The following is a 20,205-nucleotide window of genomic DNA, read 5'->3' on the forward strand; positions in this document are numbered from 1 at the left end:
ACAATCCGGTCAACAGTTCGACCGTGGACGCCGCCGGCCATCAGGCCTGCGGCGTTTTTCTTTGGTGGTTCGCGCTGCGGAAGGCGCTTGGCGTGATGCCTGTGCGCTCGCGGAAGGCCGTGGCGAAATTGCCAGCATTGTTAAATCCGATCAGCAGCGCGATGTCCTGAACATCCATGTCGGTGTCGCGCAGCAGCTCTTCGCCGCGCCGGATGCGGGCCTCGCGGATGAAGGCGAACACCGTCATGCCGGTTTGCTCGCGGAAGATCTGGGACAGCTTTTCGCGGTAGGTGCCGACGCTGCGGGCGATCTCGGCCAGGCCCGGCAGGCTGGCCAGGTTGTCGTCGATCAGGCGCTTGACGGCCGCCACGATCACCGCGTCCGGATCGCTGTCGCCCCCGCCCGCTGGGACGGCCGAAGCCGGCTCGGCGTCGTTGGAGGCTTGCTGGCCGCGGTCGCTGACCCGGCGCGACAAGTTCAGGTGTACCTGGATGCGGGCCGCCAGTTCGCCCGGCGAAAACGGCTTGGAGACATAGTCGACGCCACCGATCGACAGGCCCATGATGCGCTCTTCGTCGGCGTCGGCGCCACTCAGGAAAATCACCGGGATGTCCTGTGTCACAGGGTTGGCTTTGAGCAACCTGCACGCCGTGTAGCCGTCCATATTAGGCATCCGCACGTCCAGCAGGATCAGGTCCGGCTGATTGGCCAGCGCCAACTGGTAGCCCTGCAGGCCGTTGAAGGCCACCGACACCTTGTAGGGCAGTTCGCTGAGCAGGTCGACCAGCACGCGCTGCTCGAACGCGGAGTCGTCCACGATGAGGATTTTGCGCTGCGTACTGTCGCTGGCCGTCGGCATGGTTCACCTTGCTTGGTTGATAAATTCTTCACGCCCTGTTGCGTATTATGCCTATCTTTTAAAAATTTTTAATAGTTTTCTACGCTCCCAAAACCGTAGTCACTTGCAGCAAAAGCGCGGTTTTTTTAGATCATCAATAATTGGTTCAGGTGTTGAGGGACGGAAATTGTCCTGTACAACACACTTAGGCACCGTCGCTCAATTGTTAATTATGGGGGCAGACATGAAAACCAGGCGCACATCCCGATGCCGCTGCGCGCGGCCCGGTTGTGGTCCGTGGTGGCAGGCCAACACCCCATGTCGACCGGTTGATGAAGCTTGTGTTTCAGAGGGAAAGTACTTAAACCGCAGGGCAAAAAAGAGGAGACGAAATTGACACCAGAAAAATCACACATGGTCACAGGGGTTTGCTCGCAGAAGAGTCACACGTTGTTACAGCCGGTATGCGCGTAAGGCGCATCGCACGCTGTGTTGTCACCCATTTCCTGTTCATCTGAACCGAGGAGTTACACATGAAACATACCGATTTCGGCCGCATGCCTTGCCCTATCGCCCGCAGCCTGGGTAAAGTTGGCGAATGGTGGAGCATTCTGATCCTGCGCGACGCCTTCTACGGCCTGTCGCGTTTCGACGAATTTGAAAAAAGCCTGAAGATCGCCCCGAACATGCTGACCCGCCGTCTGGCCGGCCTGGTCGAGGGCGGCCTGATGGAACGGCGCCAGTACAGCGCCCGTCCACCGCGCTATGAATACCTGCTGACCAAGGCCGGCCGCGACTTCAAGCCTGTCTTGCTGGCCTTTATCGCCTGGGGCAACGACCACCTGGCACCGGAAGGCGCCAGCCTGCTGGTGGTGAGCCGCGAAACCGGCAAACCGGCCGATCAGGTGCTGGTCGACGCCAACAGCGGCCTGGCCATCAACGATGAAGACTATATGTTCGCTCCCGGCCCGGCCGCCAGCGACACCATGCGTACTCGTTTGATCGAGATCAGCAAACACGCTTCCTAAGCGTTGTTATACCCCTACAAGGCGCCGGCTTGCCGGCGCTTTTTTTATTTGTGGCCGTGCTTTTTAGGGCCGTTCTTGCATAGCCGTAAGGTGCGTCCGCCCTTGTCCAGCCTTTGTAAAATTAGTTCCTCGTCATCTTTTATGAGGAACCCGTCATGAACAACAAGATCAGGATCGCCGTCGCCTCGTGCCTGGGGCTGCTGGCCGCCGGCGCGGCCTTTGCGCAAAATTTGGGCAAGGACGACCAGCGTTATCTCACGGACATGGCGCAGGCCAACGTCAACGAGGTGGCCGCCGCTACGATCGCCGTGCAAAAAGCCACTTCTCCCGACGTCAAGTCCTTTGCCCAGAAGATGGTGGACGACCACACGAAGGGCTTGCAAGAGGTAAAACAGGTGGCGCAGGCCAAGAATGTGACTCTGCCGTCCGAGCCCGATGCCAAGCACAAGAAGATGGCCGACAAGCTCAACTCGTTGAGCGGCGAGGAGTTCGACAAGGCTTACATTGCCAACGCCGGTGTCAAGGACCATAAGGTCGCCCACAAACTGGTCACCGACGCCCAGCAAAAGGCGAAGGATCCCGATGTCAAGGCGCTGGCGGCCAAGTTGCAGCCCGTCATTGATCAGCACATGAACGCCGTGCCGCAGGTCGCGGGCAAGGGCGGGGCGCCTAGAGCGCAGTAATGACAGTGTCGCAGCCGGTTGGCGGCAGCCGCCGGCGCGTCTTTAAAATTTCCACCGGGAACTGAAATCGCTTTGCAATCAGGCACTTGGAGCCGTGCGGCGGAGGTGCCTGAAAACTGTGGAATAATGCTGTCACAGCGTTTAAGTGCGTGCGGGCAACTAGCCCGTCGGATGAAACACAGTCAAAGGACGTCACTTGGTGGAGATGTTTGCGCTCGATGAGGAGCTGGCGCGGTGGGAGGCGGTGTTGCCGGAAATTTCCGGCGCGGCGCGCCTGCCGTTGCTCGTGGCGCTCGCCTGGCATCTGCGCCAGCGCGACCCTGCGCGCGCCCGCGCCCTGTCGGCCGACATCGCTCCGCTGCTGGGCGCGCTATCGCCGGACGAGGCGCTGGTGGTGCGCGGCCGTCTGCTGCTGATCGCCGCCGAGGCCGAGTGGCTCGAAGGCCAGCTCGACACCGCTCAATACCAGGCCGAACAGGCAATGTCGCTGTTCGAGCAGGCCGCCGCCGGCTGCGCCGCCGATTCGGCTCCCGTTTCAGCTTCCGACTCCGCTTCCCCATCCATGTCCGCCGCCCCGGCGACCAGCGCGTCCGCCATGGCGGACGGAACGTGGGCAGCGTCGGCCTGCGCGCGCGCCGACGCTTGCTGGGTGCTGGCCTGGGTCTCCAACGACCGCGGCGACAGCGCGGCCGGCGAGCGCTGGCTGGCGCTGGCCGGCGAGGCGGCCCGCGCCGGCGGCGATCCGGTGCGGATCGACGTGATCGACGCCGCCGCCGGCATTTGCGCGGCGTTTGGCGACTGGCGGGCCGCGCAGCAGCGATGGGACGGCCGCTTCGGCGCCGATCTGGGCGGCCTGGCGCCGATCGCCGCCGGCTGGGTCAGCGACTACTTCGGCACCTGCGCCTTCCAGGGCAGCGAGTATGGCCGCGCCATCGGCCATCTGATGCCCAGCTTTGAAATGGCGCTGATCACCGGCCAGATTCGGCGCGCCATCATCATCGCCACCAACATCGGCAACGGCTTCACCAGCCTTAACGCGCACGAAGCGGCGCTGGAATGGATGCAGCGCGGCCTCGACCTGGCGCGCCCGGCCGGCTGGCCGCTGTCCATCGGCATGTGCCTGATGCAGACCGCCGAAACCTTGCGCCAGCTGGGCCAGCGCGAGGCCGCGCAGAGCCTGCTACGCGAGGCGCTGACCATACTGGCGCCGCTGTCCGGCTCGCGCGCGTACGCGGTGGCGCTGGAATACCAGGGCGACCTGGCGCTCGACCTGGGCAACCACGCGGCCGCGCTCGACAGCTTCACCCGGCTGGCCGCGCGCGGCGACGCGCTGGCGCAAAACGACTTCCAGAGCAGCGCGCGGCGCGGCCAGGCCCACGCGCTGTCGCACCTGAACCGGCCGGACGAGGCGCTGGACGCCGTCTGCGGCGCGCTGGCGCTGGCGCGCGAGCATGGCGACGCGCTGGGCCAGATCGCCGCGCTCAATGTGCTGGCCGACATCCACGCCCAGCACGCCGCCCACGGACTGCCCGAGCCTGACCTGATGATGGCGCCCAACCCGGTGCTGCACTACCTGCTGCTGGCGCTGGAGATCGCCGCCACCATCGACGGCTATACGGTGCCCGGCGTGCTGCTCGACGCCACCGCGCGCGAGTACGCCGCCATCGGCGACCACGCGCGCGCGTACGCGATCGCGCTGCGGGCCGGCGCGGCGCGCGACCAGACCCACAGCCAGCAGGCCACCAATCGCGCCATCGCCATGCAGGTGCAATACCAGACCGAGCGCGCGCAGACCGAGGCCGAGCACCATCGCCAGCTGGCGGCGGCCGAGGCGCAGCGCGCCGAGGTGCTGCAGCAAACCAGCGCCACGCTGGCGCACCTGAGCGCGATCGGCCAGGAGATCACCGCGCACCTGGACGCGGCGGCGGTGTTCCGCGCGCTCGACCGCCACGTGCACGGACTGCTCGACGCCACGCACTTCGCGATTTTCCTGCTCGAGCCGAACGGCGTGTGGTTGTCGTGCGCGTTCGGCGTCGAAGCGGGCAATCCGCTGCCGGAGGTGCGCTACTCGCTGGCGGACCCGCGCGCCAACTCATCGCGCTGCGTGCGCGAGCGGCGCGAGATCCTGATCGAACTGGGCGAAGCCGGCCTGACGCCGAACCTGATCCCGGGAACCCTGCCGACCTTGACGTTGCTGTTCGCGCCGCTGCGCGTGGGCGAGCGCGTGCTGGGGGCGATGACGGTGCAGTCGCTGCACGCCAATGCCTACGGCGAGCGCGAACGGCTGATCTTCCGCAGCTTGTGCGCGTTCGGCGCGATCGCGCTCGATAACGCCAGCGCCTACCGGCAGGTGGCGGCGACCCTGAAGACGTTGAGCGCGACGCAGGAGCAGCTGGTGGAAAAAAACCTGGAGCTCGAACGCGCCTACCAGGCGCTCGAGGAGGTCAGCCTGACCGACCAGCTGACGGGCCTGCGCAACCGCCGCTTCTTCCTGCGCAACGTCGACGCTGATGTGGCCATGAGCTTGCGCGGCTACGACGGCGGCCAGCATCGCGGCCAGCAGCCGGCCGGCCGCGAGCCGCATGCGGCCCACGACCTGGTGTTCTTCATGGTCGACATCGACCACTTCAAGGAAGTCAACGACCGTTACGGCCACGCCGCCGGCGACGCCATCCTGGTGCAGATGACCGAGCGCCTGCGCGAAGTGTTCCGCGAATCGGATTACGTGATCCGCTGGGGCGGCGAGGAGTTTCTGGTGCTGGCGCGCGCCACCCACCGCGACGACGCGCGCGTGGTGGTCGAGCGCATGCGCCGTGTCGTCGCCGAGCGCGAATTCGTGCTGCCGGACGGCGTGCGCCTGTCGAAGACCTGCTCGATCGGCTTCGCCTGTTTCCCTTTCCTGCCTTCGCAACCGCGCCTGCTGTCATGGTCGCAGGTGGTGGAGCTGGCCGACCAGGGCCTGTACATCGCCAAGCGCTCCGGCCGCAACGCCTGGGCGGCGTTGTACGGCACCGAACGCGCGCGCGCCGACGGTCTGTTCCCGCGCTTGATGCACCGGCTCGACGAGGCGTTGAGCGAGGGCGAGGTGCGGCTGGTCAGCAATCTGGAAGGACCGCTGTCGCTGGGCGGCGAGCGCCGGCGCGTGGGCTTGTCGAGCGACCTGGAAACCTGAGCCGGCCGGACTACGCCGGCGGCGCCTCCACCACCACCTCGAAGTTGAGCGAATTGGCGATGTAGCATTTGTCGTGGGCTTCGTGGTGGATCGCGTGCAGTTCATCGTCGCCGGGCGGCGCGGTGCCGGCAAACACGATCGCCGGACGCAGCGCGATACGCGTCATCGCCATCTTCCCCTGCGCGTTCTTGCCGAGCGTGCCGACGGCGCGGTCGGTGTAGCTGTCGACCGTGTGTCCCCGTTTGGCGGCGATCGACAGGAAGAACAGCATATGGCAGCTCGACGCGGCGGCCACCAGCGCCTCCTCCGGATCGACGGCGGCGGCGTCCGACATCGGCAGCGGCACCGACAGCGGCGACGACGACGCCGGCACGACAGCACCGCCGTCGAAGCGCCACGTGTGCGCGCGGCTGTAGCGCTGCCCAAGGAAATCCTGTCCATCGCGTTTCCATTCCAGTGTTGCCTCGAATTGCATGCAAAGCTCCTGTCGTTAGCGTCGATAAGGGCTTCATTCTAACCCGCTGGCCGGCGGCGCCTCCCGGTTGCTATACTTGCCCTCCCGATGACCTGCGATCTCGATGCGATGACCAAAATCCGCTGCGGCTGGGCCAATCCGGCCAACCCCCTGTACCTGCACTATCACGACACCGAATGGGGCGTGCCGTGCCACGACGAGACGCGCCTGTTCGAGATGCTCAATCTGGAGGGCGCGCAGGCGGGGCTGAGCTGGGAGACCATCCTCAATAAACGCGAGAACTACCGCGCCGCCTTCGACCAGTGGGACGCCACCAAGATCGCCGCCTACGACGCCGCCAAGGTGGCCGCGCTGCTGGCCGATGCCGGCATCGTGCGCAACAAGTTGAAGGTGGCGGCGGCGATCACCAACGCGCAGGCTTACCTGCGCTTGCGTGACGGCGGCGGCAGCCTCGATCAGCTGCTGTGGTCTTATGTCGGCGGTAAGCCCATCGTCTTGGGCGACGATCCTCGCCCCGCCAAGACCGAACTGTCGGACCGCATTTCCAAGGATTTGGGCAAGTTGGGGTTCAAGTTCGTCGGCTCGACCATCATTTACGCCTATATGCAGGGCATCGGCATGGTCGACGATCATGATCCGGCGTGTTTCTGCCGGAAGCGGCGCAAGTGACGACGGCAAGCGCGCCACGGCGCGTCGTACTCGATACCGACTTCGCCGACGGCGCGCGGTTTCTGGCCGCGTGGGCGGCGGCATCTTCGTCCGCGGGCGCGCCGCTGCACTACCTGGCCATCGCGCCGGCGCTGCCCGAGGCGGCGCGCATCGCCGATGCGCGGCTGCGCGACCAATGGCCGCTGAACGTGCCAGGCTTCCACCGTATCGTGCTCGATGACGGCCACGTCACGCTCGATCTGCTGGTTGGCGCGCTCGACGCCGTATTGCCGCAAGTCGAAGCGCGGGTCGACGACTTCCAGATTTGCTCGTGTGCGCCGGATTTTGTCTCGGGCTTCGCGCGCGGCCTGGCCAAGCTGGCCGCGCCGCAGGCGACCTTGCACGCGCACGCACCCGACGAGTCATTGGTATGGGCGCTGACGGCGGCCGGTTTCGCCTGCGACGCCATCGCCGGCTCGCGCGATGTCGGCGCGGTGTATCGAAGCCGCAAGCCGGCGCCGCCAGCGCCACAAGAACCGCAGCGGCGCGCCATCGTCATCGGCGCCGGCCTGGCCGGGTCGTCGGCCTGCCATCGCCTGTGCGCCCATGGCTGGGAGGTCACGCTGATCGAGCGCCACGCCCGGCCGGCGCAGGAGGCGTCGGGCAACCTGGCCGGCATCTTCATGCCGCTGCTGTCGAAGGACGACAATATTCCGACCCGCTTGAGCCGCGCCGCCTATCTGTTCGCGCTGCGCGAGTGGCGTCGCTTGGGTGGCGTCGGCAAGGCCTTCGACGGCGCCGATTGCGGCGTGCTGCAACTGGCGCGCGACGCCGCGCACGCCAGGGTGCAGCAGGACGTGTTGGCGGCATGGGACTATCCGCCGGAGTTCGCGCGCTGGCTGACGGCCGCCGACGCCGGCCGCTTGCTCGGTGGCGAGACGCCGCATGGCGGCTGGCTGTTCGAGCAGGGCGGCTGGGCGCGGCCGGCATCGCTGTGCGAGGCCATGCTGGACGCTTGCGGCGAACGCCTGCGCCGTCTGTTCCATACGCAGGCGCTGGCGTTGCGGCGCATCGACGGCGAGTGGCACGTGCTGGCAGCTGACGGCGCGACGATTGCGCGGGCGCCGACGGTGATCCTGGCCGGCGGCACCGGCGCGGTCGACATCGCGCAGGCGGCGCAGCTGCCGTTGTCGGCGCTGCGCGGCCAGGTCACGCACCTGACGCTGGACGATCCCGGCTCGGCGGGCGCCCCCCGGCTGCCGCTGGTGGTGTGCCGCGAGGCGTACGTGACGCCGGCCGCCAACGGCATTGTCTGCGCCGGCGCGACCTACGACAGCGACGACGATCCGCAACTGCGCGCGGACAGCCAGCTGGAAAACCTCACCCGGCTGGCGGAGATTGTTCCGGGTGACGCCGTCGCGGCGCTGGCGGCGAGCGCGCCGCTGGCGGGCCGGGTCGGATTCCGCTGCGCCGCGCCGGACCGCTTGCCGCTGTGCGGCGCCTTGCCCGACCACGGCGCCGCCGGCCGCCTGGAACGCCTGCGCGACGTGCCGCGCCACCCCGGCCTGTATGGCCTGCTGGGTTACGCGTCGCGCGGCCTGATCTGGGCGCCGCTGATGGCCGAGTTGCTGGTCAGTCAACTGGAGAACGCGCCGCCGCCGCTGGAGGCGAGCCTGGTCGCCGCGCTCGATCCGGGCCGCTTCCTGCTCAAAGAGCGCCGCCGCAGCCAGTGATCGGCAGTGCTCCCGACGCCACACCGGCGTTGCGCTTGCGCAAATATCATGCGCACACTAGCGACGCCGGCGTTGGCTAGGCTATATCCCGCAGGATATAATCAGCCTTTGAACCGGGCGCGAGCACCGCACAAATGGACGAAGACCAAGCGCAGCACTACGAGGGATCGCCAGAGCTGCTGATGTTCCTGGCGTCGACGGTGCACGACATGAAGAACTCGATCAGCGTGCTCAGCGGCACTCTGGAGAACCTGATCGCCGCCTCCACCCCCGCGTCCACCCCCGCCGCCGCGCCGCCTTCCTCCAGCGCCGGGCAACCCCAATACGAGCAACTGGGCCAGATGCTGTACCAGACCCGCCGCCTCAACGACAACCTGATCCAGTTGCTTGCGTTGTACAAGGAGGTGGGCAAACCCGGTTACCCGTTCGATCCCGCCGCCCATCGTGTCAGCGAGTTGGTCGACCAGGTCAGGGGCCAGGCGCGCATCCTGCTGCAATCGCGCGGCGTCACGCTCGACGTCGATTTTCCGGCGGACGCCATCTGGACCTTCGACGAGGACTTGATCATCGGTGTGCTGGTCCACGCCATCAACAACGCCATCCGCTACACGCGCGACCGCGTGCGGCTGGCGATCCGCATCGACGGCGATTATCTGGAGTTGCGCGTCGAGGACAACGGCGGCGGTTTTCCGCCGGCGATCCTGGAAGCCGGCGCGGACGCCATGAAGACCGGCGTGAACAAGGTCAACTTCCTCAGCAACAGCAGCGGCCTCGGTCTGTACTTTTCCAGCGAAGTGGCGAAGATGCACAAGCATCGCCAGCGCCACGGCGGCATCGCCCTGGAAAACAGCGGCGCCCTGGGCGGCGGCTGCTTCATCCTGCGGCTGCCATGAGCGCGGAAACCCAAGCTGTCGGCGAGATCGACTGGGCCGAGAAGCGCTATCTGCTGGTCGACGATTTCGTCGGCATCCGCCAGCTGCTGCGCGAATCGCTGCGCAACCTCGGCGCCAAGCATATCGACCAAGCGGCCAGCGGCGGCGAGGCGATCGTGTTGCTGTCGAAGACGCGCTACGACGTCGTCATGTGCGACTACAACCTCGGCGACGGCAAGAACGGCCAGCAGGTGCTGGAGGAGGCGCGCCTGCGCAACCTGATGCTGCCCAGCAGCGTGTGGCTGATGGTCTCGGCCGAGAAAAGTGTGGAGTCGGTGATGGGCGCGGCCGAGCACCAGCCGGACGCCTACATCATCAAGCCGATCACCGAAGGCGTGTTGTTGACGCGCCTGAACCGCGTGTGGAACAAGAAGCAGATCTTCCGCGAGATCGACCAGGCCTTCGCCGACAAGGACTACCTGCGCGCGGCGCGCCTGTGCGAAGAGCAGATCGCGCTCTATCCGCTGCACGAGATCGACCTGCAGCGGATGAAGGCGACCTTGCTGCTCAAAAGCGGCGTGCCGGAACAGGCGCGCGCGGTGTACGAAAAGGTGCTCGAGGAGCGCGACTACAACTGGGCGCGCTGCGGCCTGGGAAAGATCCGCATGAGCGCCGGCGAACTCGAAGCGGCGCAGCAGATGTTCCAGGCGGTGATCGCCGACAACCGCTTTTACATCGACGCCTTCGACCAGCTGGCGCTGTCGTACCAGCAGCAGGGCAAGCACGAGGAAGCCTTCGGCGTGCTGGAAAAAGCCGCCAAGCTGTCGCCCAATTCGGTGCCGCGCCAGCGCGCGTTCGGGCAGACGGCGCTCAAGCTCGGTAATATCCCGGTGGCGGAAAAAGCCTTCCGCAAATGCATAGAGATGGGCGAGTACTCGGTGGCCAAGACGGTCGACGCGTATTTCGGCCTGGCGCGCGTGTGCGGCCAGAAGAACGACACCAAGGAAGCGATACGCTTGCTGAACGCGGCGGTCCACCAGTTCGGCGGCGACCAGGTCACCTTGCGCGCCAAGATCACCGAGGGCCTGGTGTACCACGAGAGCGGCGACTTCCGGCGCGCCCGCAAATCCGGCGACGAGCTGGAAGCGCTGCTGGCCGACGACAGCAAGCAGCGGCCGGACAGCACCACCTGCCTCGATATGGCGACCTTGCTGTTCGCCGTCGGCGTCAAGGAGGCGCCGGTGACCTTGCTGTGCTACGTGGCGCGCAACAACCATGACAACGCGCCGCTGCTCGAGGAGGTGCAGAAGATTTTCGACAAGGCGCGCATGGGCGAGGAGGGCGTCGAGTTGATCAAGTCCTCGCGCAAGGAGGCGGCCGACATGATGAACACCGGCGTGCTGCTGTGGAAGACCGGCAAATTGATCGAGGCGGTCGAATGGATGCGGGTGGCGCGCAAGGCGCTGCCGCACAATATGCGCATCCTGTTTAATTCGGCGCAGATCCTGATCTCGCAACTGCACCAGACGGGCTATGTGCGCGAGCTGGCGGAGGAGGCCATCGGCGTGTTGATGCACGTCGACGCGATCGCGCCGGGCCAGCTGCGGTTCGCGCAGTTGATGGAGCAGCTGGCGATGCTGGCGCCGGTGTCCGGCGTGGTGGCGGCGGCGGCGGCAAGCGAGTACGAGGCCGCCAACGGCGCTATTGCGGACTGACGCCGAGCGACGCCGGCCAGTTCCCGGTGACGGATGGGCGCAACAGCGAACTTGTTTCCGGGTCACCAAATGATTACACTGAATCGCGGCGCAGCCCTGTCTGCGCCTTGAAATAAAGGGCAAAACCATATGCGTGATATCGCAAAAGAAGTGTATACGAAGATGAAAGTAGGCAGCGTGGCCTGGATACGGCCGGTCGCCGCCAAGGGCGATACGCTCGACAGTTTTCAGTCCGCCCACGACAGCGCCAAGCTGCTCGAAGAGGAGGGCTTGATCGATATCGAAAAAGTGCAGCGCCAGGAAGACGGCATGGTGGACGCCATCCGCATCCAGCGCCTGGCGTAAGGCCTGGCGCTGGCGGCGGGGCGCCGTGTACCGGCTAAGGCTTGTCGGAACCGGGCTTGCCGGCCTTCGGCGGCGCGGCTTTGACCGCGGCTTTTTTAGTGGCCGGCTTGTCGCCGGCCGCCTGGTCGGGCGCGGCCGGGTTGGTCGACGTGGCGCTGGCCGCTTTCGCGCTGCCGCCGTCGGCGTCCTTCGCGGCGGGCTTGCCGGTGGCGCTGGCGGCGTTGGCGAATTTGACCGCCGTATCGGTGGCGCGCGCGGCGGCATCGGCCATCATCGATTCGGATGCCATGGCCGTCGATACCGCCTGCTTGAACTGATCCTGCAGCATATTCCACCACACGGCGGGATTGGGCATCTGCGCGGCGGCGGCGTCCGGGACCGGCTTGGGCGGCGACGCGGCGTCCGGCGCCTTGGGCGCGGCTTGTTGGGCCGGCGCCGGAGCAGGTGCGTGCGGCCATGACGGCGTGCTCGCGGGCGCCTTGTCGGCTTCCCGCGCATGGTGGAAGAAGGCCGAAGCGTACGGATTGGATTCGAAGATCGACTTGTCGTTGGCGCCCGTGTTGACCGCCGCCGCCAGGCTGGCGCCGACCGATTTGAGCGTGGCGATGGTCCCGCGCTGCACTTCAAGCGCCTGGATGCTGCCGCGCAGCATACTCATGTTGAGGTTCAGCCAGGCCTCGACGGCTTTCAGATCGTTGATCTTCTTGTCCAGTTCCTCCACCGACAGCGTCGGCGCGGTGAGTCCGGGCACGCTCATGCTGCCCCACAGGTTTTTGACGAAATCTAAAGTATCCGTCATCACTCCGGCGCCCGGGATGTGCGGCATTTGCGTATTGGCCATATCTGTCTCCTGTGGATTTTAGCTTTCAGCGTAGCAGATATCCGGGCCGCATTCAAAAAGATTTTGACAACATTTCCATCGGTGCGCGGCGGTGGACCGATGGCTTTGGCCGAACACGTTAAACTAGCGCCATGACGATTGTTTCCTACCTCTTTCAACGCCGACGCCTGCTGGTCGTCTGCGCGGCCACGCTGGCGCTGCATTTGGCGGCAATCGACTGGGCCGGCAACCATCTTGGATCGTCCGCGCCGCGCACCTCGCCCCATCCGCCATCGGTGATGACGGCGCAATTGCGACTGACGCTGCCGAAGCGCGTCGAGAGCGCGCCGCTGGTCGACGTCAAGCCGCTGGCGCCGCAGGAGGCGCCGCGTCCGCGCGTCAAGCGCCCGCCGCCGCCGAGGGAGCTGCCGCCACCGCCGGAACCGGCGCCGGCGACCGACGCGCTGCTCGCCATCGCCGCCACCCCGGTGGCGGGCGGTGACGCTGCGGCGCCGGGTGATGTTGGCGGTGGCGGCGGTGATGGCGGCGACGGCGCGCCGGCTGGCGGCAAGCGCGCCGGCCAGTCCCAGCCCGGGGCGGGCAAGGCGCAAACCGGCACGCCGCCGGCGCCCGCCGAGACGCCGACACCGGCGCCGGCCGTGCCGGCCGAGGTCGCTCCGCAGGGCACGCGGCGTTATAAAGTGCATCTGCCGCCGTCCGCCAAGTTCGACATGGCCGTGGCGCGGGTGGACGCCGACGGCACCAAATGGGCGGGCTCCGCGTCGATGACGTGGCATACTGACGGCAGCCGTTACGACGCCTCGCTCGAAGCCGGTGTCAGCCTGCTGGTGACGCGCGTCAACTTGTTGGTGCTGCGCAGCGAGGGCGTCATCGACGACTTCGGCATCGCACCGGTCAAGGTCACCGAAAAGCGCACGCGCCGGGCGGAGACCGCGACCCATTTCAACCGCGACCAGGGCACCATCACGTTCTCCGCGTCCGAGCGCAGCTATCCGCTGCTGACGGGGGCGCAGGACAAGGCGACGGTGCCGTTCCAGTTGGGCGGCATCGGCCGCGCCGACATCAACCAGTTCGGCGGCGATATCGACCTGCAGGTGGGCGACGAGAAGGAGGCGACGATCTTCCGCTTCCAGCTGGTGGGCGAGGAAGAACTCAACACCAAGATGGGCAAGCTGGTCACCTGGCACCTGACGCGGCCGCCCAAGCCGGGCACGTATTCGTCGCGGCTCGACATATGGCTGGCGCCGGGGATGAACTGGTACCCGGTACAGATGCGCAACACCGAATCGAGCGGCGCGCTGACCACGCAAACCGTCTCCAATATTACGATCACAGAATCTGGAAAATAACATGCAAAAATCCCACACCGTCCGTTTGCTGAGCGCCGCCGTGCTGCTGGCCCTGTCCGCAGCCGCCATGACGGGCGCCCGCGCGGCCGACGACACGCCCGGCCCGCATCCCAGCGCCAAGCGGGCGCACAACGCGCCGCCGTCGGCGGACCTGAGCTACAACATCACCGCCAAACAGCACGGATTGACCATCAACGGCACGGCCGGCGTGCAGTGGCGCGCCGGCGACGGCAAATACTCGCTGGTGGTGGAAAGCCGCGCCGCCATCTTCGGCAAGATCCTCGAAACCCGCAGCGAAGGGCTGATCGACGACTACGGCCTGGCGCCGGTGGCGTTTTATGAAAAGCGCTTCCGCAAGGAGGCCAACACCATCAGCTTCAAGCGCGACACCAAGACCATCAGCTTCAGCGTCGGCGACGAGACGTACCCGATCAAGGGCGGCGAGCAGGATCGCGCCAGCATCCAGTGGCAGATCGCTGCGCAGGCGCGGGCTGCGGCGGACAAGTTCAAGCCGGGCAGCGAATGGGCGTACTTCGTCGCCGGCCGCCGCAATGCCGAGCAGTGGAGCTTCAAGGTCGCCAACGTCGAGCCGGTGCAGACCGGCTCCGGCGAGGTCAGCGCGGTGCACCTGGTGCGTCAGCCGCTCGACGACGACAAGGGCTCGCAGGTCGACCTGTGGCTGGCGCCGTCGATGGACTGGTATCCGGTACGGGTGGTGTTCAAGGACGCCGACGGCGATTTCGTCGACCAGACGCTGGATAAAGTTGCCAAGAAATAATTATGTGTGTGGCCCCGCGTGCCCGGGGCCGTATACAAATGGCGGACCTGACCCCGCCCGCCTGCTATACTGACGCCCCCGCGATGATGATGCTTTGTTGCACTATTTGCAATCGCGTTGCGACCAGAATGGCAGAGAATGATTGAACCTATAACAAGTGAGTCCGCGTCCGATCCGGCGCTGGACCAGCAAGACACCCAAAGCAGCCTCCAGGCCCACTTCAAGCCGAACATCTCGGCCGACGAAATCGAGCAGGTCTACCACCTGAAACGCGCGCAGCCGCTGCTGCAAGTGTTCACGGCGCTGTTCCATGGCGGTTTCGACGGCGTGCTGGTGCGCCTGCTGGTGCTGCGCGAGCTGGCCTCCGACACCGCTTCGGCCAGTTTCAGCCGCGCCGACATCAACACCCGCCTGGCCTATCTGCTGCCCGAGAGCCTGGAGACGGTGCTGATGCGCCTGCGCACCAACCAGTTGCTGGCATGGGACGCGCAGCATGCCGTCTACCGCGTCACGCCGATGGCGCGCAACGTGCTGTCGGCGATCGATGCGCTGCTGGCGATGGGCAAAGAGGAAGATCCGGCCGACATGGGCTATCTGCTGTCGCAGGTGGCCGGCGCCCAGGTGATGGGCGGCGTGACCGTCGACCAGCTGCAGCATTTGCTGGGCCGCCTGGTCGAACTTACCGAGGAATTCTCCGACGCCATCGCTTCCGGCTCCGAGTTCCGCCTGCGCGCTTCGCAGGCCAAGTGGCACATGGCGTGCGACTGGGTCGAGAAGGGCTCCGAGATCCTGCGCGCCATCCTGGCCGACGAAAACGCCGACAGCGCCACCCACCGCGCGGCGCAGGCCATCGGCCGCGCGCAATCGGCGCTGCTGAATATGCAGGGCATGTTCTCGCGCGCCCTGAACCAGATCGAGCGCCAGCGCGTGCACCTGGGCCAATCCGGCCTGTCGACCACCGACATCAAGCGCTGGCTGCTGCTGCACGAGGACCTGGCGTCGCTGGCCGAAGGCGCCATCGACCAGCCGGTGGTGCCGCTGTTTATCACCCCGGCCGAGATGATCGACGTCGCCGAGACCGAGCTGTTGTCCGACCGCGCCGTCAGCGCCGTCTCCGGCGGCCTGCCGTCCGGCGAGGACGCGCCGACCACCATCAGCGACGGCCCGGCCATGCAGCAGGAGCTCGACGAATGGCTGTCACGCCTGTCCGACTTCGCCACCCTGGCCAAATTCCCGGCCGCGGGCGCCGCCGGCGAGCCGCCGCCATCGATCCCGGTGCAGGATTCGCTCCTGCCGGCGACCTTCGCGGTGGCGTCTTACCGCGCCTCGCTGCTGCCGTTGCTGGGCGACGCCGACGAGGCGCGTTTGCAGGGCGCCACCGGCGACCTGGCGCGCCTGCCGGTCACCTTCAACCCCTGCGACGAAATGGTGCAGCTGCCCGATTTGCACGTGGCGGCGATGTCCCTGGCCTCCCTCTCACTTTCTTTGAAACCGGAAGGCGACAAGTCCGATGAATGACGATTCCCAAATCCTGATCGCGCGCCTGCTGACGCATCAACACCTGCGCCGCGACGACAAACTGGTCAAGCGCGTGCTGTCGGACGAATTGTTCCGCGCCGAAGTCGACGCGCGCCTGCTGGCCACCGGCCTCAAACTGCTCGACAACGTCTACGCCGACCATGTCACGCTGGCGCTGCACCGCGCCATCGAACCGAAGATCTTCGGCGCGCGCGATGTCTGGCAAAACAATAACTTCGGTCTGTCGCGCGATGGCGTGGCCTTGCTGGTCGTGCTGTGGGCGCAGATCATCCTGCCCAAGCGCGAGCGCCAGGAGACCCACCAGCACGCGGACGATGAGCAGAACGACATGTTCGGCATCGAGAAGCCGCTGCCGCGCGCCGAGGACACCTCGATCGGCATCGCCTACAAGGCGCTGCTGGCCGACTTCGGCGACAAGCTGGGCAAGAAGACCCGCCTCGATATGAACCTCGGCATCCTGGCGAAACTCGGCTTCATCGAGCGCCGTGGCGACGTCATCGTCGAAGGCCCGCTGCTGGACCTGATGATGGACACCGACCAGCTGAAGGAGCGCATCATCAACGGCGCGCTGGCCGACGTCTTCAAACGTTCGCCGGCGCAGGTCATTCCGGTGCCGCGCCGCACGCCGCCGATCGCCGCCAACGACGACGAACCGGTTGCGGAGCCGGTGGCCGACGTGGAAGACGACGTGCCGGCCTTCGACATCCCGGCCGACAGCCCGCCAGACGCACCGTCCGCCGACGACACCGACCTGCCCACCAAGGACTAAACCATGTTTCACATCAAATCGTTAGAACTGGTCCACTGGGATTACTGGCAGCGCATCAAGAACATCCCGCTGGACGCCAAGATCATCACCATCGCCGGCCAGAACGGCTCCGGCAAGACCACCTTGCTCGACGCGCTGCGCACCTTGTTCGGCCTCGATTGCTCGATGGGCCGCACCTACAAGCACTACGCGCGCCACAGCGGCCAGCAGACCGCCTGGCTGCGCGCCGTGGTCGACAACAAGAACGTCGGCAAGCAGCTGTCGAACCGTCCGTTCCGCAGCTCCGGCTTTTTCAGCGACGACGAGGTCACGCTGTTCTGCCAGATTCAGAAGAACGGCGGCGACTGGAAGCGCCAGTACCTTATGCGTCCCGGTAACGTGCAGATCGAAGACATCGGCGAAGCCGGTAACGACTGGCTCGGCGTCGAGAACTACCGCAAGCGCCTGGCCAACGCCGGCCTGTCGCCGGCGATGGCCAAAGTGCTGGCGCTCGAGCAGGGCGAGACCGACAAGTTGTGCGAATACGCGCCACGCCAGTTGCTTGACCTGGTGTTCCAGGTCTTCGGCGACAAGGAAGTGCTGGACGCGTACGACGAGGCCAAGCGCCATCAGCGCGACACCGAAGTCGAACTGAAACGCTTCGAAACGGAGCTGGAAGCTTCCAAGACCAACCTGGAAGGCCTGCGCCTGCGCGTGGCCAACTACCACCAGTGGGAAGACCTGAACAAGGAACGCCGCAACCTGCAGGAAGAGGTTCTTCCGACGCTGGAATACCACGAGGCGCGCGAAAAGCACGGCAACGTGAGCCGCCAGTTGCGCGAGGCGCGCAAGCCGCTGATGCAGGCCGACCAGCAGATCACAGACAAGCGCAACCAACTGGCGGCGCAGGCCAAGGCCCTGACCGACGCGCAGCAGCACGAGACAGTGCTGGAGCAGGAGTCGACGTCGCTGCAAACGCGCCTGACGCACATCAACGGCAAACTCAAGCCGCTCGACAGCCTGCTGGAGCAGAAAGTGCGCCTGCAAAAGCTGGCCGCCGATTCCGGCGCCGACCTGGCCGAAGTGGCGCAGCAGCTGCAGGAAAAGGAAATCGAACTGGCGCGCCAGCGCAATGCGCGCGACGCCATCGCCGCCAAGATCGCCGGCGAACTGTCGACCATCTCGGCGTTGCAGGGCAAGACCGCGATGCCGGAGCCGGAAGCCCAGCGCACCATGCGCCGCGCGTTGAACGACGCCGGCATCGGCCACGCCATGCTGTCCGATATCGTCGAAGTGACGGATGCGCGCTGGCAGGGCGCGATCGAAGGTGTACTTGGCGGCTATGCCTCGGTGGTGCTGCTGGATAAATCCAGCGACGCCTCGTCGGCCTACCGTCTGGCGGAAAAAGAACGCTATCGCCACTTCATCGTGCCGGACCTGGTCAACGCGCCAACCGTCAAGGACGACAGCCTGATGTCGGTGGTGAAGTTCTCGGCCAAGGTTCCGGCCTGGCTGGTGGAGCAGCTGTCGCGCATCACGCGCGTGGACACCGTCGATGCCGGCGCCAAATTGGGCAACCACGAAGAGTGGATCACGCCGGACGCCTACCACCGCGAACGCCGCGGCGGCCGCTCGCTCTTCGTCGAAGCTTCGCGCTACCGCTTTGGCTCCGCTGGCCGCACGCAGCGTATGGAAGCGATCCAACGATCGCTGCCGGCGCTGGAGGCGCAGGAGGACGCGCTGACGTTGATCGTCTCGAAACTGGCATCGGAAATCAGCGCGCTCAAAACCCGCCTGGCCGGTGTCGATGCCGCCAAGGAACTGGCCGCGCGCCAGGACGAATTCGACGAGGCGGCGCGCAACGCCGTGCCGTTGAAGGAAGAACGCACCGAGGTCGGCACCCGCCTTGGCGAGCTGCAAAACCTGATCAAGAACGCGGTTGTCACACGCACCCGCGCAGACACCACGTGGCAGAACGCGCGCTTCGCCTTGTCGGAAGCGGAAGCCGGTATGCGCCTTAATAACAAGCGTCAGATCGAGCAGCGCGCCGATCATGCGCGCGCCTTGCTGTCGTTGCGCAAGGCGTGGCGCCATCTGCCGAAAAGCTGGCGTCGTCCGGAACGCCGCCTGCGCCTGGTCGGCGATCATCAGAACGCGCACCAGGTCAATCTGCGTATCCACAGCCTGGAGGCCAGCCTGGCGCGCAGCGACTGGGAACTCGATGCGACGGTCATCGACCAATACCAGCGGCTGAACGATCAGCTCAGCGGCCGCCAGTCCGAGACCGAGGAGCGCCGCTACCAGAACAACCGCGCCATCGAGGCCACCGGCAACGCCCGTGGCGCTTATATGGAGCGGCTGCGCTACACCATCAAGACCTACTCCAAGAACATCAAGGAGCTGGGCGAGCTGGCGGGCATCGAGGTGCACTCCGACCCGGTGCGGCTGGAGAACGACGACACGCAACTGGCGCAGGCCGGCCTGCACGTGCGTTTCAAGTTCGACGGTAAAGGCATCATCGGCATGAACGACGGCGAAGCGTCCGGCGGCCAGCAGGTGATGAAATCGCTGGTGTTGCTGATTGGTTTGCTGAAGTCGGAAGACGGCTCCGGCGGCTTCGTGTTCATCGACGAACCGTTCGCCCACCTGGATATCCGTAACATCCAGCTGGTCGGCGAGTTCCTGAAGAACACCGACGCCCAGTATCTGATGACCACACCGCTGACGCACAACACGGACGTCTACGATCCTTCCGAACTGACGCTCATCACGAGTAAAAAGAAGAAGGATACCGAGTGGGCGCAGCCAATCTTCGTGCTGCAGCGCCGGACCGACGGCGCCGCCGCCAAGGTGGCCTAGCCGGCAGGCGCGATGCCCAACAGCTCGTCGAGCTGGCGGGCGAGGGCGGCGGCGGTTTCGCTGCCGCGCGCTTTCTGCACCGCCTCGATGTAGGGGTGGCGCAGTTCGCGCAGTTCGGCGACGCTGCTGGCTTTTTCCACCTTCAGCTGCAAGGTGAAGCCGCGCAGGCCGATGGTATTTTTGATGGTCTTGTTGTAGAAATCATAAATCAACTGGAACTGCGCGAGCTGCGCGGGGCTCGGCGCCTGCACTTGCGGCGTTGGCGCGGTGTCGGCCAATGCCGCTTCGGGCAGCGCGGGTTCTTCGGCCAGGGTAGCGTAGCTGGTCGCCAATACGATGTAGCCATGCTCGAGCAATTCGGCAAGCGCGCTAGCGCCTAGCCCCAAGCCCGCCACATTGCGCAGCAGCTCGTCCTCGGTGCGCCGGCCATCGATCAGGACCAGCAAGGTGCGCAGACGCGGCGCAAGCTGATATTTGCGCGTCGCAATCTCCTCCTTGCCCTTGGCGGTCTTGTCGTAGATAGACGTATTCATGGTCATGCAAGTTATTGCTGTGCGGATACTTCAGGATAGCACCGTTTGC

Annotated in this window: 17 protein-coding genes; 13 read left to right on the forward strand and 4 right to left on the reverse strand. The window is 65.9% G+C overall.

Annotated elements, in window-relative coordinates:
- Positions 1–40 precede the first annotated feature (40 nt).
- Positions 41–859 (reverse strand): response regulator transcription factor, encoded by an 819-nt coding sequence (locus ACZ0BA_RS25710; RefSeq protein ID WP_463453941.1) that lies wholly within the window; start codon positions 857–859, stop codon positions 41–43.
- 512 nt (positions 860–1,371) lie between these two features.
- On the opposite strand from ACZ0BA_RS25710, the gene ACZ0BA_RS25715 reads away from it, so the two are divergent.
- The 3 genes from ACZ0BA_RS25715 to ACZ0BA_RS25725 all read left to right on the forward strand — a co-directional run bounded on the left by ACZ0BA_RS25715 (position 1,372) and on the right by ACZ0BA_RS25725 (position 5,721).
- The gene (locus tag ACZ0BA_RS25715; protein ID WP_090326449.1) at positions 1,372–1,866 is read left to right on the forward strand and encodes a winged helix-turn-helix transcriptional regulator; all 495 of its coding nucleotides are present in this window, start codon (positions 1,372–1,374) and stop codon (positions 1,864–1,866) included.
- Positions 1,867–2,021: 155 nt separating this feature from the next.
- Positions 2,022–2,549: a DUF4142 domain-containing protein gene (locus ACZ0BA_RS25720; RefSeq protein ID WP_463453942.1), complete on the forward strand. Its 528-nt coding sequence runs from the start codon at positions 2,022–2,024 to the stop codon at positions 2,547–2,549.
- Between the two features lie 205 nt (positions 2,550–2,754).
- On the forward strand, positions 2,755–5,721 hold the full coding sequence (locus tag ACZ0BA_RS25725; RefSeq protein ID WP_463454831.1) for a diguanylate cyclase: 2,967 nt from the start codon (positions 2,755–2,757) through the stop codon (positions 5,719–5,721).
- 10 nt (positions 5,722–5,731) lie between these two features.
- Here the strand turns inward: ACZ0BA_RS25725 and ACZ0BA_RS25730 are convergent, their stop codons facing one another.
- Positions 5,732–6,196: an OsmC family protein gene (locus tag ACZ0BA_RS25730; RefSeq protein ID WP_463453943.1), complete on the reverse strand. Its 465-nt coding sequence runs from the start codon at positions 6,194–6,196 to the stop codon at positions 5,732–5,734.
- A gap of 108 nt (positions 6,197–6,304) precedes the next feature.
- Here ACZ0BA_RS25730 and ACZ0BA_RS25735 point away from each other — a divergent pair, with 108 nt between their 5' ends.
- The 5 genes from ACZ0BA_RS25735 (at position 6,305) to ACZ0BA_RS25755 (ending at position 11,509) form a co-directional block, all read left to right on the forward strand.
- Positions 6,305–6,865, forward strand: coding sequence for a DNA-3-methyladenine glycosylase I (locus tag ACZ0BA_RS25735; protein WP_463453944.1), 561 nt, complete (start codon positions 6,305–6,307; stop codon positions 6,863–6,865).
- Positions 6,838–8,577 carry an FAD-dependent 5-carboxymethylaminomethyl-2-thiouridine(34) oxidoreductase MnmC1 gene (gene mnmC1, locus ACZ0BA_RS25740; protein WP_463453945.1) on the forward strand — a complete coding sequence of 580 codons (1,740 nt, stop codon included), beginning with the start codon at positions 6,838–6,840 and terminating at the stop codon, positions 8,575–8,577. The genes ACZ0BA_RS25735 and mnmC1 overlap by 28 nt, the downstream gene beginning before the upstream one ends.
- 134 nt (positions 8,578–8,711) lie before the next feature.
- A complete protein-coding gene (locus tag ACZ0BA_RS25745) occupies positions 8,712–9,470 on the forward strand; it encodes a sensor histidine kinase (protein ID WP_463453946.1) in 759 nt (252 codons plus the stop codon).
- A complete protein-coding gene (locus ACZ0BA_RS25750; protein WP_463453947.1) occupies positions 9,467–11,164 on the forward strand; it encodes a response regulator in 1,698 nt (565 codons plus the stop codon). The genes ACZ0BA_RS25745 and ACZ0BA_RS25750 overlap by 4 nt, the downstream gene beginning before the upstream one ends.
- Before the next feature lie 162 nt (positions 11,165–11,326).
- Entirely contained in the window at positions 11,327–11,509 is a 183-nt protein-coding gene (locus ACZ0BA_RS25755) for a hypothetical protein (protein WP_463453948.1), read from the forward strand.
- Positions 11,510–11,543: 34 nt separating this feature from the next.
- On the opposite strand, the gene ACZ0BA_RS25760 is transcribed toward ACZ0BA_RS25755, so the two are convergent.
- Positions 11,544–12,350, reverse strand: coding sequence for a PhaM family polyhydroxyalkanoate granule multifunctional regulatory protein (locus ACZ0BA_RS25760; RefSeq protein ID WP_463453949.1), 807 nt, complete (start codon positions 12,348–12,350; stop codon positions 11,544–11,546).
- 131 nt (positions 12,351–12,481) lie between these two features.
- Between ACZ0BA_RS25760 and ACZ0BA_RS25765 the strand changes: the two genes are divergently transcribed.
- From ACZ0BA_RS25765 to ACZ0BA_RS25785, 5 genes are all read left to right on the forward strand, one after another.
- Complete coding sequence (locus tag ACZ0BA_RS25765; protein ID WP_463453950.1) at positions 12,482–13,699, forward strand: DUF3108 domain-containing protein; 1,218 nt, start codon at positions 12,482–12,484, stop codon at positions 13,697–13,699.
- A gap of 1 nt (position 13,700) precedes the next feature.
- The gene (locus ACZ0BA_RS25770) at positions 13,701–14,477 is read left to right on the forward strand and encodes a DUF3108 domain-containing protein (RefSeq protein ID WP_463453951.1); all 777 of its coding nucleotides are present in this window, start codon (positions 13,701–13,703) and stop codon (positions 14,475–14,477) included.
- Positions 14,478–14,615: 138 nt separating this feature from the next.
- A complete protein-coding gene (locus ACZ0BA_RS25775; protein WP_463453953.1) occupies positions 14,616–15,995 on the forward strand; it encodes a hypothetical protein in 1,380 nt (459 codons plus the stop codon).
- Positions 15,988–16,785, forward strand: a complete 798-nt coding sequence (locus ACZ0BA_RS25780) for a hypothetical protein (protein WP_463453954.1) — start codon at positions 15,988–15,990, stop codon at positions 16,783–16,785. Before ACZ0BA_RS25775 ends, ACZ0BA_RS25780 begins: the two co-directional genes overlap by 8 nt.
- A gap of 3 nt (positions 16,786–16,788) precedes the next feature.
- Entirely contained in the window at positions 16,789–19,623 is a 2,835-nt protein-coding gene (locus ACZ0BA_RS25785; protein WP_463453955.1) for an ATP-binding protein, read from the forward strand.
- Here the strand turns inward: ACZ0BA_RS25785 and ACZ0BA_RS25790 are convergent.
- On the reverse strand, positions 19,620–20,156 hold the full coding sequence (locus ACZ0BA_RS25790) for a hypothetical protein (protein WP_463453957.1): 537 nt from the start codon (positions 20,154–20,156) through the stop codon (positions 19,620–19,622). The two genes, ACZ0BA_RS25785 and ACZ0BA_RS25790, sit on opposite strands and share 4 nt — an antisense overlap.
- Positions 20,157–20,205: the final 49 nt, after the last annotated feature.

This window comes from Duganella sp. AC917, from assembly GCF_979258245.1.

What these genes read in the sequence shown, in the direction of transcription:
- ACZ0BA_RS25735 (WP_463453944.1), top strand. Translation starts at nt 6,305, where the DNA reads ATGACCAAAATCCGCTGCGGCTGGGCCAATCCGGCCAACCCCCTGTAC.
- ACZ0BA_RS25725 (WP_463454831.1), top strand. Translation starts at nt 2,755, where the DNA reads ATGTTTGCGCTCGATGAGGAGCTGGCGCGGTGGGAGGCGGTGTTGCCG.
- ACZ0BA_RS25790 (WP_463453957.1), bottom strand. Translation starts at nt 20,156, where the DNA reads ATGAATACGTCTATCTACGACAAGACCGCCAAGGGCAAGGAGGAGATT.
- ACZ0BA_RS25770 (WP_463453951.1), top strand. Translation starts at nt 13,701, where the DNA reads ATGCAAAAATCCCACACCGTCCGTTTGCTGAGCGCCGCCGTGCTGCTG.
- ACZ0BA_RS25780 (WP_463453954.1), top strand. Translation starts at nt 15,988, where the DNA reads ATGAATGACGATTCCCAAATCCTGATCGCGCGCCTGCTGACGCATCAA.
- ACZ0BA_RS25745 (WP_463453946.1), top strand. Translation starts at nt 8,712, where the DNA reads ATGGACGAAGACCAAGCGCAGCACTACGAGGGATCGCCAGAGCTGCTG.
- ACZ0BA_RS25720 (WP_463453942.1), top strand. Translation starts at nt 2,022, where the DNA reads ATGAACAACAAGATCAGGATCGCCGTCGCCTCGTGCCTGGGGCTGCTG.
- ACZ0BA_RS25730 (WP_463453943.1), bottom strand. Translation starts at nt 6,196, where the DNA reads ATGCAATTCGAGGCAACACTGGAATGGAAACGCGATGGACAGGATTTC.
- ACZ0BA_RS25760 (WP_463453949.1), bottom strand. Translation starts at nt 12,350, where the DNA reads ATGGCCAATACGCAAATGCCGCACATCCCGGGCGCCGGAGTGATGACG.
- ACZ0BA_RS25765 (WP_463453950.1), top strand. Translation starts at nt 12,482, where the DNA reads ATGACGATTGTTTCCTACCTCTTTCAACGCCGACGCCTGCTGGTCGTC.
- ACZ0BA_RS25715 (WP_090326449.1), top strand. Translation starts at nt 1,372, where the DNA reads ATGAAACATACCGATTTCGGCCGCATGCCTTGCCCTATCGCCCGCAGC.
- ACZ0BA_RS25785 (WP_463453955.1), top strand. Translation starts at nt 16,789, where the DNA reads ATGTTTCACATCAAATCGTTAGAACTGGTCCACTGGGATTACTGGCAG.
- ACZ0BA_RS25710 (WP_463453941.1), bottom strand. Translation starts at nt 859, where the DNA reads ATGCCGACGGCCAGCGACAGTACGCAGCGCAAAATCCTCATCGTGGAC.
- ACZ0BA_RS25750 (WP_463453947.1), top strand. Translation starts at nt 9,467, where the DNA reads ATGAGCGCGGAAACCCAAGCTGTCGGCGAGATCGACTGGGCCGAGAAG.
- ACZ0BA_RS25755 (WP_463453948.1), top strand. Translation starts at nt 11,327, where the DNA reads ATGAAAGTAGGCAGCGTGGCCTGGATACGGCCGGTCGCCGCCAAGGGC.
- ACZ0BA_RS25775 (WP_463453953.1), top strand. Translation starts at nt 14,616, where the DNA reads ATGATTGAACCTATAACAAGTGAGTCCGCGTCCGATCCGGCGCTGGAC.